Source organism: Streptomyces sp. NPDC042259 (assembly GCF_055582085.1).
Genome location: NZ_JBVJDW010000002.1, coordinates 339,624 through 357,137 on the forward strand (window position 1 = coordinate 339,624; position 17,514 = coordinate 357,137).

Here is a 17,514-nt window from a genome sequence, read left to right on the forward strand (position 1 = left end):
TCAGGACAGGCCGAGCTCGTCGTCGAGGAGCGCGAACACCTCGTCGTCCGAGGCCGAGTCGATGTCGAACTCCGCTTCCTCGTCCCGGGCTTCGCCACGCAGGGCGTCCCACTTGGCCCGGAGCACTTCGAGGCGCCCGGACACCTGCTGGTGCACCTGCGCGTCGACGTCCATCTTCGCGATCGCCTTCTCCAGCGCGTCGAGCGCGCCGAGGAGCGATCCCGGCCCGGAGTCCGCCTCCTCCGCGAGGCGGGCGTGGAGGTGGCCCACGAGTTCCGCCGGCGTCGGGTAGTCGAACAGCAGCGTGGCGGGCAGCCGCAGCGCCGTGGCCCTGTTCATACGGTTCCGGAACTCCACGGACGTGAGGGAGTCGAATCCCAGGTCCTGGAACTGCCGGGTGGAGGTGATCGCCTGCCCGTCGGCGTGTCCGAGCACCGCCGCGGCCTGGTCGCGGACCAGTTCCAGGAGGACGTCGCGGCGTTCGTCGTCGCTCAGTCCGCCCAGACGCCGTGCGAGTCCCTCGGCGGCGTCCGTCACGGCCGTGACCGTCCTGCGCGCGGGAGTGTGGATCAGCCCGCGCAGCAGCGCCGGCGTCTCCCCCAGGGTGCGCAGCGCCGGAAGGTCGAGTCGCACGGGCACCACCATCGGGTCGGGGGCCGACAGGGCCGTGTCGAACAACGCCACGCCTTGCTCGACCGACAGCGCGGGCATGCCCGCACGGGCCATGCGCTGCACATCGGCGTCGCTGAGCGTGCCCGTCATGCCACCGGACTGGTCCCACGGACCCCAGGCGAGCGAGACGCCCGGCAGGCCCTCTTCGAGACGCCGCTGTATGAGTGCGTCGAGGAAGGCGTTGCCGGCCGCGTAGTTGCCCTGGCCCGCGCCACCGAACGTGCCGGCCACGGACGAGAACACCACGAAGGCGCTCAGGCCCATCTCGCGGGTCAACTCGTGCAGGTTCCACGCCGCGTCCACCTTCGGGCGCAGCACCGCCGACACACGCTCGGCAGTAAGCGAACCGATGACACCGTCATCCAGAACACCCGCCGCGTGGACCACGGCACTGACCGGGTGCTGGGCCAGCAGACCGGCGAGACCATCGCGGTCGGCGATGTCACACGCCGCCACCACCGTCTCCGCACCCAGCTCCGCCAACTCCGCGACCAGATCCTCCACACCGTCGGCACCAAGACCCCGACGGCTGACGAGCAGCAACTGCCGCACACCGTGCTCGGCCACCAAATGCCGCGCCACCACAGCGCCCAGACCACTGGTACCACCAGTGACGAGCACCCGGCCCCCGGCATCCCAAGCCACCGACTCGGACATGACTTCCGGCACCCGGGCCAGACGCGCGGCCGTGACCTCACCCTCGCGAATGGCCAACTGCGGCTCATCGGAAGCCAACGCCTCCACCAGCGGCAAAGACGTCACCTCCTGCGTGCCGAGATCCAGCAGCCCGAAGCAGCCCGGATTCTCCGACTGCGCCGAACGCACCAGACCCCACACCGAAGCAGCCGCCAGATCGGCACCGTCCACCGCACCCCGCGTCACGAACACCAGACGCGAACCAGCGAACCGCTCCTCCCCCAGCCACTCCTGCAACTGGCCCAACGCCCGGGTCACCAGGGCGTGCACGGAGTCGACCGTGTCGCCGCCGGACGCACCGGCCACGGGGATCAGGACCACGTCCGGCAGAGCCTCGGTAGCGGCCAGCGACGTGAGATCCGGGTGCGGGGCCAGGCCCGGCAGGGCCTCGGCCAGACCGAACACGTCCGGTCCCACCAGCGCCACGGTTTCCGTGGCCACCGGCTCGGCGGCCCGGACGGGCGTCCAGTCGACCCGGAACATCGAGTCCCCGACCGGCACCTCCGGACCGCCCAACTGCTCGGGCGTCACCGCACGGACCAGCAGCGAATCCACCGACGCGACCGGAGCACCCGAAGCGTCGGCGAGCGCGATGGAGATCGCGTTGTCACCGGTCGGGGTCAACCGCACCCGGACCTCGGAGGCGCCGGTGGCGTGCAGGGACACACCTTCCCATGAGAACGGCAGCCCGCCGCCGCCTTGGGTTCCGCCGTCGGTGAGCAGGGAGGCGTGCATCGCGGCGTCGAGCAGCGCGGGATGCAGACCGAAGACTCCCGCGTCGGCGGCCACCTCTTCGGGGAGGCGCACCTCGGCGAAGATGTCACCGTCACGCCGCCATGCCGCCCGCAGGCCCTGGAATCCGGGGCCGTACGCGAAGCCGGTTTCGGCGAACCGGTCGTAGCAGCCCGCGAGTTCCACGGGTTCGGCGCCGGTCGGCGGCCATTCCGTGGCATCGAAGGCTTCCCCGGTGTTGCCGGTGTCGACGGTCAGTACGCCCGTGGCGTGCTGTGTCCACGGCAGTTCGCCGCCGTTGTCGGGGCGGGAGTGGATGCCGAGCGTGCGGTTGCCGGTCTCGTCCGGGCTTCCGACCCACAGCTGCAGTTGGACGCCGCCCTGCTCGGGCAGGACGAGCGGTGCAGCGAGGGTCAACTCGTCGATCCGGTCACAACCGACCTCGTCACCGGCACGGATCGCCAGCTCCACCAACGCGGTACCAGGCAACAGAACCTTGCCCATCACCACATGATCCGCCAGCCACGGATGCGACTGCACCGACAACCGGCCCGTGAACAACACACCCTCACCACCGGCCAGCTCCACCGCCGCACCCAACAACGGATGCCCGGCAGAACCCAGACCCACCGCACGCATATCACCCACAGCACGCACCGCACCCACCGGCCAGAACCACTGACGCTGGAACGCATACGTCGGCAGATCCACCCGGCGAGCACCCGACCCGGCGAAGAACGCCGACCAGTCCACGGGGACGCCCTGGGCGTGCAGCCTGGCCAGGGCGGTGACGGCCGCGGTCTCCTCCGGCCGGTCCTTGCGCAGGGCCGGCACGAGAACAGTCCCCTCGGGAACGCTCTCGGCGGCCATCGCCGAGAGCACACCGTCCGGGCCCAGCTCCAGGAGGGTTCCGACACCCGCTCCGACCAGGGTCCGTACCCCGTCGGCGAACCGCACGGTCTCCCGGACATGCCGCACCCAGTACTCGGGGGAGGCCAGTTCGTCCGCCGCGGCGAACTCACCGGTGAGGTTGGAGACCACCGGCACCGTCGGCGCGTGGAACGACAACCCGTCGATCACCTTGCGGAAGTCGACCAGCATCGGTTCCATCAACGGCGAGTGGAACGCGTGCGACACCGGCAGACGCGACGTCTTACGCCCCTCCGCCGACAGTCGGCCCGCGATCTCCAGCACATCGGACTCCACACCGGCGATGACCACCGAAGACGGACCATTGACCGCCGCGACCGACACACCGTCCGACAGCAGCGGCAGCACCTCCTCCTCCGTCGCCTGAACGGCCACCATCGCACCACCGACGGGCAGCGCCTGCATCAAACCAGCACGCGCCGCGACCAAACGGCCGGCGTCCTCCAGCGAGAACACACCCGCGACATGCGCGGCGGCGATCTCACCGATGGAGTGTCCCGCCACGAAGTCCGGGGTGATCCCCAGGGACTCCACCAGCCGGAACAGCGCCACCTCGACCGCGAACAACGCGGGCTGGGTGTTACCGGTGCGGTTCAGCTCGTCCGGATCGTCACCCCACATCACGTCCCGCAGAGGCCGGTCAAGGTGCTCGTCGAGTACCGACAGGGCCTTGTCCAGGGCGTCCGCGAAGACCGGGAACCGTGCGTACAGCTCACGTCCCATTCCGATCCGCTGGCTGCCCTGACCGGAGAACAGCACCGCCAGTGAACTCTCACCGGCCGCTGCGCCCCGTGCCACCTCGATCACCTGGTCGTCGGCGGACAGGAGCACCGCCCGGTGCTCGAACACCGATCGGCCGGTGGCCAGGGAGAACCCGATGTCGGTCGCAGTGGCCGTTGTGTCGTCCGCGACGAACGACCGCAGCCGGTCCACCTGGGCGTCGAGCGCGGCCTCCGTCCTGGCGGACACCACCCACGGCACTACCACCGGGGACACCACCGGCTCCCGCCGCGGCACCTCGGCCGACGGTGCCTGCTCGACGATCACATGCGCGTTGGTGCCACTGATACCGAAGGACGAGATGCCCGCACGGCGTGCGTGCCCGGACTGCGGCCAGGCCGTGTTCTCCGTCAGCAGCTCGACCGCGCCGGCTTCCCAGTCCACGTGTGACGACGGCGCCGTCACATGGAGGGTCTGCGGAAGGATTCCCTCACGCATGGCCATGACCATCTTGATGACACCCGCGACACCGGCCGCGGCCTGGGTGTGACCGATGTTGGACTTCACCGAACCGAGCAGCAGCGGACGCTCCGCGTCCCGGTCCTGCCCATACGTGGCCAGCAGCGCCTGCGCCTCGATCGGGTCACCCAACGTCGTACCCGTACCGTGCGCCTCCACCGCGTCGACGTCGGCGGGCGCGAGTCCGCCGCTGGCGAGTGCCTGGCGGATGACGCGCTGCTGGGACGGGCCGTTGGGGGCGGTCAGTCCGTTGGAGGCACCGTCCTGGTTGATGGCACTACCGCGTACGAGCGCCAGGATGCGGTGGCCGTTGCGCCGGGCGTCCGACAGACGCTCCAGCACCAGCATGCCGACGCCCTCGGACCAGCCGACACCGTCGGCCGAGTCGGAGAACGCCTTGCACCGGCCGTCGGGCGACAGACCACGCTGACGCGAGAACTCCACGAACACCGACGGCGTCGACATCACCGTCACACCACCGGCCAGCGCCAACGAGCACTCACCACTGCGCAGAGCCTGCGCGGCGAGGTGGAGGGACACCAGCGAGGACGAGCACGCGGTGTCGACCGTCACCGCCGGGCCCTCCAGCCCGAGCGTGTACGAGACGCGGCCCGAGGCCACACTGCCCGCGCTGCCCTGGCCCTGATGGCCCTCGAACTCCTTGCCGTTCAGCGTGCTGCCGTAGTCGCTGTACATCACACCGGCGAAGACACCGGTCTGGCTGCCGCGCAACGACACTGGATCGATACCGGCCCGCTCGAACGCCTCCCACGACGCCTCCAACAGCAACCGCTGCTGCGAGTCCGTCGCCAGCGCCTCACGCGGGCTCATACCGAAGAACTCCGGGTCGAACTCACCCGCGTCATGCAAGAAACCACCCGAGCGCGTATACGACGTGCCCGCGTGTCCCGGGTCCGCGTTGTAGAGGCCGTCGACGTCCCAGCCACGGTTGGCCGGGAACCCGGACACCGCGTCCGTGCCTTCGGTGACGAGCCGCCACAGGTCCTCGGGCGAGCTGACCCCACCGGGGTACCGGCACGCCATGCCCACGATCACCACGGGGTCGTCGCTCACCATCGCGCGCGACGGGGCCGGCACGGCGACCGCCGCGTCCGAGCCCAGCAGTTCATCCCCGACGAACGACGCCAGGGCCTGGACGCTCGGGTAGTCGAAGACGAGCGTGGCCGGCAGCCGGAGCCCGGTCACGGTGTTCAGCCGGTTCCGCAGTTCCACCGCCGTGAGCGAGTCGAAGCCGAGGGCGCGGAACGCCCGCGACGGGTCGATCTCATCGCCACTGACGTGGCCCAGTACGAGGGCCACCTGGCTGCGGACCAGGTCGAGGAGGGTCTCTTGGCGCTCCTCGCCGTTCATCCCGGCCAGTCGCTGTGCCAGCCCGGTGGCGGTACTCGACCCGGCCACCGCGGCCCGACGGGAACGTACCCGCACCAGACCACGCAGCAGCGACGGCACCTCCCCCGAGGCACGCAGCGCCGGAAGGTCGAGTCGCACGGGCACCACCACCGGGTCGGGGGCCGACAGAGCGGCGTCGAACAACGCCACGCCTTGCTCGACGGACAGTGCGGGCATTCCGGAGCGGGCCATGCGCTGTACATCGGCGTCGCTGAGCGTGCCGGTCATGCCACCGGACTGGTCCCACGGACCCCAGGCGAGTGACACACCGACCACACCTTCTTCGTGACGCCGCTGTATGAGTGCGTCGAGGAAGGCGTTGCCGGCCGCGTAGTTGCCCTGGCCCGCGCCACCGAACGTGCCGGCCACGGACGAGAACACCACGAAGGCGCTCAGGCCCATCTCGCGGGTCAACTCGTGCAGGTTCCACGCCGCGTCCACCTTCGGGCGCAGCACCGCCGACACACGCTCGGCAGTAAGCGAACCGATGACACCGTCATCCAGAACACCCGCCGCATGGACCACGGCACTGACCGGGTGCTGGGCCAGCAGACCGGCGAGACCGTCACGGTCGGCGATGTCACACGCCGCCACCACCGTCTCCGCACCCAGCTCCGCCAACTCCGCGACCAGATCCTCCACACCGTCGGCACCAAGACCCCGACGGCTGACGAGCAGCAACTGCCGCACACCGTGCTCGGCCACCAAATGCCGCGCCACCACAGCGCCCAAGCCACTGGTACCACCAGTGACGAGCACCCGGCCCCCGGCCTTCCAAGCCATCGACTCGGACATGACTTCCGGCACCCGGGCCAGACGCGCGGCCGTGACCTCACCCTCGCGAATGGCCAACTGCGGCTCATCGGAAGCCAACGCCTCCACCAGCGGCAAAGACGTCACCTCCCCCGCACCGAGATCCAGCAGCCCGAAGCAGCCCGGATTCTCCGACTGCGCCGAACGCACCAGACCCCACACCGAAGCAGCCGCCAGATCGGCACCGTCCACCGCACCCCGCGTCACGAACACCAGACGCGAACCAGCGAACCGCTCCTCCCCCAGCCACTCCTGCAACTGAGCCAACGTCCGGGTCACGAGAGCGTGAACGGAACCGATGGTCTCCGCGCCGGGCTCGACCGACAAGGGAAGCAGCACCGCATCCGGCACCGCCCCCTCCTCGGCCGCCAATGACGTCAGATCCGGGTGGGGGGCCAGGCCCGGCAGGGCCTCGGCCAGGCCGAACAGGTCCGGTCCCACCAGCGCCACCGACCCTACGGCCGGCGAAGCGGCCGCCCGGACGGGCGTCCAGTCGACCCGGAACATCGAGTCCCCGACCGGCACCTCCGGACCGCCCAACTGCTCGGGCGTCACCGCACGGACCAGCAGCGAATCCACCGACGCGACCGGAGCACCCGAAGCGTCGGCGAGCGCGATGGACACCGCACTCGCACCGGCCCGGGACAACCGCACCCGGACGGCCGAGGCCCCCGAGGCGTGGAGGGAGACGCCCTCCCACGAGAACGGCAGACCGCCACGGTCGTCGGAATCGAGACCGACGAACACCGTCGCGTGCAGCGCGGCGTCGAGCAGGGCGGGGTTCATGCCGAACCCGTCGGAGTCACGGCCGTCGGCTTCCGGCAACGCCACCTCGGCGAACACCTCGCCGTCACGGCGCCACGCCGCCCGCAGGCCCTGGAACTCCGGCCCGTAGACGAAACCGTCCTCGGCGCGTGTCGCGTAGAAGCCGGCCAGATCCACCGGCTCGGCCCCGGCCGGGGGCCACTCGGCGGCGTCGAAACCGGTGTCGGGTGCTTCCGCTCCGGGCACCAGCACACCCATCGCGTGCTGCGACCACGGCAGTTCCTCGCCACCATCGGTACGGGAATGGACCGTGACCGCGCGCCGACCGGCTTCGTCGGTGACGCCAACACGGACCTGCACCTGTACGGCTCCGTGCTCGGGCAGGACCAGCGGTGCAGCGAGGGTCAACTCGTCGATCCGGTCACAACCGACCTCGTCACCGGCACGGATCGCCAGCTCCACCAACGCGGTACCAGGCAACAGAACCTTGCCCATCACCACATGATCCGCCAGCCACGGATGCGACTGCACCGACAACCGGCCCGTGAACAACACACCCTCACCACCGGCCAGCTCCACCGCCGCACCCAACAACGGATGCCCGGCAGAACCCAGACCCACCGCACGCATATCACCCACAGCACGCACCGCACCCACCGGCCAGAACCACTGACGCTGGAACGCATACGTCGGCAGATCCACCCGGCGAGCACCCGACCCGGCGAAGAACGCCGACCAGTCCACGGGGGTCCCGGACACATGGACGCGGGCGAGTGCCGTCAAGGCCGCGACCTCTTCGGGCCGGTCCTTGCGCAGGACCGGAACCGTCACGGTGCCCTCCGGCACCGAGCCCTGGGCCATGGCGGACAGCACCCCGTCCGGGCCCAGCTCCAGGAAGGTTCCCACGCCCGCGTCGACCAGGGTCCGCACTCCGTCCGCGAAACGGACCGCTTCGCGGACATGCCGCACCCAGTACTCCGGCGAGCACAGCTCATCGGCCGAAGCCACCTCACCCGTGAGGTTGGAAACCACCGGCACCTCGGGAGCCGCGAACCGCAACCCCTCGACCACCGACCGGAAATCGTCCAGCATCGGCTCCATTAGCGGCGAGTGGAACGCGTGCGACACCGGCAGACGCGACGTCTTACGCCCCTCCGCCGACAGTCGGCCCGCGATCTCCAGCACATCGGACTCCACACCGGCGATGACCACCGACGACGGCCCGTTGACCGCCGCGACCGACACCTCGTCGATGAGGTACGGCAGCACCTCGGCCTCGGTCGCCTGGACGGCCACCATCGCACCACCGACGGGCAGCGCCTGCATCAAACCAGCACGCGCCGCGACCAGCCGGCACGCGTCCGACAGCGAGAACACACCCGCGACATGAGCGGCGGCGATCTCACCGATGGAGTGACCGGCCACGAAGTCCGGCTTCACACCCCACGACCGCACCAGCCGGAACAACGCCACCTCGACCGCGAACAACGCGGGCTGCGTGTAACCGGTCTCGTTCAGGGCGTCGGCGTCGTCACCCCACATCACCTCACGCAACGTCCGGTCCAGCAGCGGTTCCAGCTCCGCCAACACCGCGTCCAGCGCCTCGGCGAACACCGGGAACCGCTCGTACAGCTCCCGGCCCATCCCCAGCCGTTGCGAACCCTGACCCGAGAACAACAGTGCAGTCTTTCCGCCCGTGGGCGAACCTTCCAGCACCGCGGGGTCCGGTTCACCGGCCGACAGGGCCGCCAGACCGCGTACCGCGTCCTCGTGGTCGTCGGCGAGCACGACAGCCCGGTGGTCGAACACCGTCCGGCTCGTGGCCAGCGAGAAACCGACGTCCACGGTCCGGACCCCGCCGTCCCGCACCACCGACAGCAGGCGGTCGGCCTGGGCCCGCAGCGCGTCGGCCGTCCGCCCGGACAGAATCCACGGCACCACGCCGGACTCCTCCGTCGGCGGCTCTCCCGGACCGGTCCGCACGGCGTCCGCCGGCGGAGCCTGCTCCAAAACGACGTGCGCGTTGGTGCCGCTGATGCCGAACGACGAGACACCCGCCCGTCGAACACGCCCGGACTCCGGCCAGGCCGTGTTCTCCGTCAGCAGCTCGACCGCGCCCGCCTCCCACTCCACGTGCGAAGACGGGGTGTCGGCGTGCAGGGTCTGCGGCAGAACACCCTGCCGCATCGCCATCACCATCTTGATGACACCCGCGACACCGGCCGCGGCCTGGGTGTGGCCGATGTTGGACTTCACCGAACCGAGGAGCAGTGGACGCTCTTCATCCCGGTCCCGGCCGTAGGTCGCCAGCAGTGCCTGCGCCTCGATCGGGTCACCCAACGTCGTACCCGTACCGTGCGCCTCGACCGCGTCGACGTCCTCCGGGGACAGTCCGCCGCTGGCGAGTGCCTGGCGGATGACCCGCTGCTGCGACGGGCCGTTCGGCGCCGTCAGACCGTTGGACGCACCGTCCTGGTTGACGGCGCTGCCCCGCACCACCGCGAGGACCTGGTGGCCGTTGCGCCGGGCGTCGGACAGACGCTCCAGCACCAGCATGCCGACGCCCTCGGACCAGCCGACACCGTCGGCCGAGTCGGAGAACGCCTTGCACCGGCCGTCGGGCGACAGACCACGCTGACGCGAGAACTCCACGAACACCGACGGCGTCGACATCACCGTCACACCACCGGCCAGCGCCAACGAGCACTCACCACTGCGCAGAGCCTGCATCGCCCAGTGCATCGCCACGAGCGACGACGAGCACGCCGTGTCCACGGTCACCGCCGGGCCCTCCAGGCCCAGCGTGTACGAGACACGGCCGGAGGCCACGCTCGGCGAGGTGCCACTGCCCTTGAAGCCCTCGAACTCGTCCCCGCCGAGAACAACGTTGTAGTCGTTGTACATGAGGCCGGCGAAGACACCGGTCTGGCTGCCGCGCAGCGACACCGGATCGATACCGGCCCGCTCGAACGCCTCCCACGACGCCTCCAACAGCAACCGCTGCTGCGAGTCGGTCGCCAGCGCCTCACGCGGGCTCATACCGAAGAACTCCGGGTCGAACTCACCCGCGTCGTGCAGGAAACCACCCGAGCGCGTGTACGCGGTCCCCTGGTGATCCGGGTCCGGGTTGTACAGGCCCTCGATGTCCCAGCCACGGTTGGCCGGGAAGTCGGACACCGCGTCGGCGCCTTCGGAGACGAGCCGCCACAGGTCCTCGGGCGAGCTGACCCCACCGGGGTACCGGCACGCCATGCCGACGATGACCACCGGGTCGTCGGCCACCGGCGGCAGCGCCCGCAACGGCACCGAGGCTTCCGCCTCGGCCCCGAACAGCTCATCCAGCAGGTAGTCCGCCAGGACGTCCGGCGTCGGGTAGTCGAAGACCAGCGTCGCGGGCAACCGCAGACCCGAGACGGTGTTCAAGCGGTTCCGCAGTTCCACCGCCGTGAGCGAGTCGAAGCCGAGGGCGCGGAACGCCCGTGCGGGATCGATCTCGTCCCCGCCGGCGTGCCCCAGGACCAGGGCCACCTGGCTGCGGACCAGGTCCAGCAGCACCTCGCGCCGGTCGGCCTCCTCCAGCCGGACCAGTCGCTGCACCAGACCGGCGGCCGCGCTCGAACCGGCCACCGCTGCCCGGCGGGAACGCACCCGTACCAGACCACGCAGCAGCGCCGGCACCTCACCCAGGCCGCGCAGCACGGGAAGGTCGAGCCGTACGGGCACGATCACCGGGTCCGGGGCCGACAGGGCCGCGTCGAACAGCGCCACGCCTTGCTCGACCGACAGCGGGGGCATGCCCGCACGGGCCATGCGCTGCACATCGGCCTCGGAAAGCGTGCCCGTCATACCGCCCGACTGGTCCCACGGGCCCCAGGCGAGCGAGACGCCCGGCAGGCCCTCTTCGTGACGCCGCTGTATGAGTGCGTCGAGGAAGGCGTTGCCTGCCGCGTAGTTGCCCTGGCCCGCGCCACCGAACGTACCGGCCACGGACGAGAACACCACGAAGGCGCTCAGGCCCATCTCGCGGGTCAACTCGTGCAGGTTCCACGCCGCGTCCACCTTCGGGCGCAGCACCGCCGACACACGCTCGGCAGTAAGCGAACCGATGACACCGTCATCCAGAACACCCGCCGCGTGCACCACGGCACTGACCGGGTGCTGGGCCAGCAGACCGGCGAGACCATCGCGGTCGGCGATGTCACACGCCGCCACCACCGTCTCCGCACCCAGCTCCGCCAACTCCGCGACCAGATCCTCCACACCATCGGCACCAAGACCCCGACGGCTCACCAACAGCAGTCGCCGCACACCGTGCTCGACCACCAAATGCCGCGCCACCACAGCGCCCAGACCACTGGTACCACCAGTGACGAGCACCCGGCCCCCGGCATCCCAAGCCACCGACTCGGACATGACTTCCGGCACCCGGGCCAGACGCGCGGCCGTGACCTCACCCTCGCGAATGGCCAACTGCGGCTCATCCACTCCAAGGGCTCGCGGCAGCGCGGTCAGGGACGTACCGGTCGCGTCCAGGTCCACCAGGCCGAACCGGCCGGGATTCTCCGTCTGCGCCGAACGCACCAGACCCCACACCGAAGCAGCCGCCAGATCGGCACCGTCCACCGCACCCCGCGTCACGAACACCAGACGCGAACCGGCGAACCGCTCCTCCCCCAGCCACTCCTGCGACTGGCCCAACGCCCGGGTCACCAGGGCGTGCACGGAGTCGACCGTGTCGCCGCCGGACGCACCGGCCACGGGGATCAGGACCACGTCCGGCAGAGCCTCGGTAGCGGCCAGCGACGTGAGATCCGGGTGCGGGGCCAGGCCCGGCAGGGCCTCGGCCAGTCCGAAGACGTCCGGTCCCACCAGCGCCACCGACGCGACGTCGCTCGACGCGGTCGCCCGCACCGGTGACCAGTCCACCCGGAACATCGCGTCCCGGACCGACGCCTCCGGGCCGATCGGCTCCTCGTCCGACATCGCGCGGACCAGCAGGGATTCCACCGACGCGACGGGCGCTCCCGAAGCGTCGGCCATCGTGATCGCGAGAGCGTCCGCACCGGCCGGGGACAGCCGGACCCGCAGTGCCGAAGCACCGGAGGCGTACAGCGACACGCCCTCCCACGAGAACGGCAGTCCGCCGTCCTCCGTGCCGGCCGCGGCCGGCAGCGCGGCGTGCAGTGCCGCGTCGAGCAGGGCGGGGTGCAGACCAAAACCGTCGGCGTCGCCCTCTACGCTCTCGGGCAGCCGCACCTCGGCGAAGATGTCCTCGCCCCGGCGCCATGCCGCCTCCAGCCCCTGGAAGGCCGGCCCGTACTGGAAGCCGTCCTCGGCGAACCGCTCGTAGCAGTCCGCCAGTTCCACCGGCTCGGCCCCGGCCGGGGGCCACGCCTCGGTGTCGAGACCGGTTCCGGTGCCGGCCGCACCCTCCGTCAGCACACCGGTGGCGTGCTGAGCCCAGGGCACGTCCACCGCGCCTTCGGGCCGCGAGTGGATCTCGACGGTACGCCTGCCCGACTCGTCGGGTGCGCCCACCGAGACCTGTACCTGCACCGCGCTCTGCTCGGGCAGGAGCAGCGGTGCGGCCAGGGTCAGCTCTTCGATCCGGTCGCAGCCGACCTCGTCGCCGGCGCGGATCGCCAGTTCGACGAAGGCCGTGCCCGGGAGGAGTACGCGTCCCTTCACCGCGTGGTCGGCCAGCCAGGGGTGCGACCGCACCGAGAGGCGGCTGGTGAACAGCACGCCTTCACCGACCGCCAGCTCGACCGAGCCGTTGAGCAGCGGGTGCCCGGCGGGGGTGAGCCCCACGGCGGTCGCGTCCACGACCGATGTCACCGTGCCGGACGGCCAGAACCACTGACGCTGGAAGGCGTAGGTGGGCAGGTCCACCCGGCGGGCGGCGGTCCCGGCGAAGAACGCCGGCCAGTCCACCGTCACACCCTGGACGTGCAGCCTGGCCAGGGCGGTGACGGCCGCGGTCTCCTCCGGCCGGTCCTTGCGCAGGACCGGTACGAGAACAGTCCCCTCCGGGGCGCTCTCGGCGGCCATGGCGGACAGCACCCCGTCCGGGCCCAGCTCCAGGAACGTTGCCACACCCGCACCGACCAGGGTCCGCACGCCGTCGGCGAACCGCACGGCCTCGCGGACGTGCCGCACCCAGTACTCCGGCGAGCACAGCTCGTCGGCGGTAGCGACCTCACCCGTGAGGTTGGAGACCACCGGGACCGTCGGCGCGTGGAACGTCAGACCTTCGGCCACCGTGCGGAAGTCGTCCAGCATCGGTTCCATCAGCGGCGAGTGGAAGGCGTGCGACACCGACAGCCGCGAGGTCTTGCGACCCTCCGCCGACAACCGGCCCGCGATCTCCACCACCGCGTCCTCGGCACCCGAGAGCACCACCGACGACGGGCCGTTGACCGCCGCGACCGACACCTCGTCCGTCAGGAACGGCGTCACCTCGTCCTCGGTGGCCCGGACGGCCACCATCGCACCACCGGCGGGCAGCGCCTGCATCAAGCGACCCCGCGCCGCCACCAGTCGGCACGCGTCCGACAGCGAGAACACCCCGGCGACATGCGCCGCCGCGATCTCACCGATCGAATGACCGGCCACGAAGCCCGGGGTGACCCCGAGGGACTCCACCAGTCGGAACAGCGCCACCTCGACCGCGAACAACGCGGGCTGCGTGTAGCCGGTGTCGTTCAGCAGAGCGACGTCGTCGCCCCACATCACCTCCCGCAGTGAGCCCTCGACCAGCGGCTCCAGCTCCGCCAGCACCTCGTCCAACGCCTCCGCGAACACGGGGAACCGCTCGTACAGCTCCCGGCCCATGCCCAGCCGCTGCGAACCCTGACCGGAGAACAGCACCGCCGGCGGCCCGTCACCAGTGGCCGTGCCGCGTGCCACCTCGGTCAGGTCGCCCTCGGCCGAGGCCAGCAGCACCGCGCGGTGGTCGAACACCGATCGGCCGGTGGCCAGGGAGAACCCGATGTCGGTCGGAGTGGCCGTTGTGTCGTCCGCGGCGAAGGACCGCAGCCGGTCCACCTGAGCGTCGAGCGCGGCCTCCGTCCTGGCGGACACCACCCACGGCACCACACCCGGCGACACCACCGGCTCGCGCCGCGGCACCTCGGCCGACGGTGCCTGCTCGACGATCACATGCGCGTTCGTACCACTGATACCGAACGAGGAGACACCCGCCCGGCGTACGCGCCGCGTCTCGGGCCAGGCCGTGTTCTCCGTCAGCAGTTCGACCGCGCCGGCTTCCCAGTCCACGTGCGAGGACGGGGTGTCGGCGTGCAGGGTCTGCGGAAGGACACCCTGCCGCATGGCCATCACCATCTTGATGACACCGGCGACACCGGCCGCGGCCTGGGTGTGGCCGATGTTGGACTTCACCGAACCGAGGAGCAGTGGACGCTCTTCATCCCGGTCCCGGCCGTAGGTCGCCAGCAGTGCCTGCGCCTCGATCGGGTCACCCAACGTCGTACCCGTACCGTGCGCCTCGACCGCGTCGACGTCCTCCGGGGACAGTCCGCCGCTGGCGAGTGCCTGGCGGATGACCCGCTGCTGCGACGGGCCGTTCGGCGCCGTCAGACCGTTGGACGCACCGTCCTGGTTGACGGCGCTGCCGCGCACCACCGCGAGGACCTGGTGGCCGTTGCGCCGGGCGTCCGACAGACGCTCCAGCACCAGCATGCCGACACCCTCGGACCAGCCGACACCGTCGGCCGAGTCGGAGAACGCCTTGCACCGGCCGTCCGCCGACAGGCCGCGCTGACGGGAGAACTCCACGAAGGTGTTGGGAGTCGACATGACGGTCACACCGCCGGCCAGTGCCAGCGAGCATTCGCCGCCCCGCAGGGCCTGGGCGGCCCAGTGCATCGCGACCAGCGACGACGAGCACGCCGTGTCGACGGTGACCGCCGGGCCTTCGAGGCCCAGGGTGTAGGACACCCGGCCGGAGGCGACGCTCGCGGCGCTGCCGTTGCCGCGGAAGCCCTCGAACTCCTCCCCCGCCAGTGCCGTGCCGTAGTCGTTGTACATCACACCGGCGAAGACACCGGTCTGGCTGCCGCGCAGCGACACCGGATCGATACCGGCCCGCTCGAACGCCTCCCACGACGCCTCCAACAGCAGGCGCTGCTGGGAGTCCGTGGCCAGCGCCTCACGCGGGCTCATCCCGAAGAACTCCGGGTCGAACTCACCCGCGTCGTGCAGGAAACCACCCGAGCGCGTGTACGACGTGCCCGTGTGCTCCGGGTCCGCGTTGTAGAGACCGTCGACGTCCCAGCCACGGTTGGCCGGGAAGTCGGTGATCGCGTCGGTGCCTTCGGTGACGAGCCGCCACAGGTCCTCGGGCGAGCTGACCCCACCGGGGTACCGGCAGGCCATGCCCACCACGACGATCGGGTCGTCGGCCACCGCGGTCCGCGAGGGCCGCGGCACGACCGGTTCGTTGTCCGGGCCGCCCATCAGCTCGTCGAGGAGGTACGAAGCCAGGCTCCGCACGGACGGGTAGTCGAAGACCAGTGTGGCGGGCAGTCGCAGCCCGGTCGCGGTGTTGAGACGGTTGCGCAGTTCGACCGCGGTCAGGGAGTCGAAGCCGAGGTCGCGGAACGCCCGCCCGGGGTCGACCTCGTCGCCCTTGGCGTGGCCGAGTACCAGGGCGACCTGGCCGCGTACCAGATCCAGCAGCACTTCGTGCCGCTCGGTGCCGTCGAGGCGGCCCAGCCGCTGGACGAGACCGGCGGCCGTGCCCGATCCGGCCACGACGGCCCGGCGGGAACGGGTGCGGACGAGGCCGCGCAGCAGTGCGGGCACCTCGCCCTGGGCCCGCAGCGCGGGCAGGTCCAGTCGTGCGGGCACCACCACGGGCTCGTCGGTGGCCAGGGCCGCGTCGAAGAGCGCCACGCCCTGCTCCGCCGTCAGCGGAGGCACGCCGGAGCGCGCGAGGCGCTCCGCGTCCGCGTCGGCCAGGGTGCCGGTCATACCGCCCGTCCGGTCCCAGGGGCCCCAGGCCAGCGACACACCCGGCAGCCCCTCGGCGCGCCGGTGTTCCATCAGGGCGTCGAGGAAGGCGTTGCCGGCCGCGTAGTTGCCCTGGCCGGCGCCGCCCAGGAGGCCGGACATCGAGGAGAACACCACGAAGGCCGACAGGTCCAGGCCGCGGGTCAGCTCGTGCAGGTTCCAGGCGGCGTCGACCTTCGGGCGCAGTACCGCCGCCATGCGTGCGGGTGTCAGCGAGCCGATGACACCGTCGTCCAGGACGCCCGCGGTGTGGACGACCGCCGTCACCGGGTGGGCGGCGAGGAGCGCGGCCAGCGCGTCGCGGTCGGCGACGTCGCACGCCACCACCTGGGTGTCGGCGCCGTGGGCCGCCAGTTCGGCGACGAGTTCGACGGTTCCGGCGCTCTCGCCGCCGCGCCGGCTGGCGAGCAGCAGGCGCCGTACGCCGCGCTCGGCGACGAGGTGGCGGGCCAGGACGGCGCCCAGGCCACCCGTGCCACCGGTGATCAGCACCGTGCCGTCCGGGCCCCACTCGGGGCCCGCGTCCGGCCGGCCCGCGGGCGTGCGGGCCAGTCGGCCGGCGAGGATCTCGCCGTCACGGACGGCCACCTGCGGCTCGTCCGTACCGAGGGCGCGCGGCAGTGCGGCCGACGACGAGGCGGCGAAGTCCAGGTCCACCAGGCCGAAGCAGCCGGGGTTCTCCGTCTGCGCCGAACGCACCAGGCCCCACACGGAGGCGGCGGCCGGGTCGGTGCCGCCCACCGCACCGCGGGTGACGAACACCAGGCGCGAGCCGACGAACCTTTCCTCGGCCAGCCACTCCCGCAGCAGGCCCAGTACCTCCGTGGTCAGCTCGTGCGCGGCCGCGACCGGGCCGGAGCCCGTGCGGCCGGTGACACCCACCAGGACCACCCCGGGTACCGGGGTGTCGGACGCCACCAGGGACGCCAGATCGGCGGGTGCCGTGACGGGTGCTCCGGCCGTCGTCAGTGCCTCGGCCAGGCCGAGGGCGTCGGGTCCGACCACGGCCACCGGCCGGTCGGCGGCCTCGGCGGGCACGGGTACCCACTCCGGGCGGAACAGCGCGTTGCGGCTCAGCGTCGCGACGTCGCTCAGTTGCTCGTCCGAAACGGCCCGTACGAGCAGGGCGTCCACCGAGGCGACCGGTTCTCCGGAGGTGTCGGCCACCGCGATCGACACGGTGTCGGTTGCGGACCGGGAGAGCCGTACCCGCAGCGCGGACGC

The 17,514-nt window shown here is 71.4% G+C and carries 1 protein-coding gene (cut by a window edge); it reads right to left on the bottom strand.

What is annotated here, in order from left to right; translation table 11 throughout:
* On the bottom strand, window positions 1-17,514 hold the 3' portion of the coding sequence (locus ACZ6MA_RS06580) for an SDR family NAD(P)-dependent oxidoreductase (RefSeq protein WP_469431599.1). 14,793 nt of this gene lie beyond the right edge of the window; only the last 17,514 of its 32,307 coding nucleotides appear in the window; the start codon falls outside the window, past its right edge — the gene reads right to left on this strand; the stop codon is at window positions 1-3.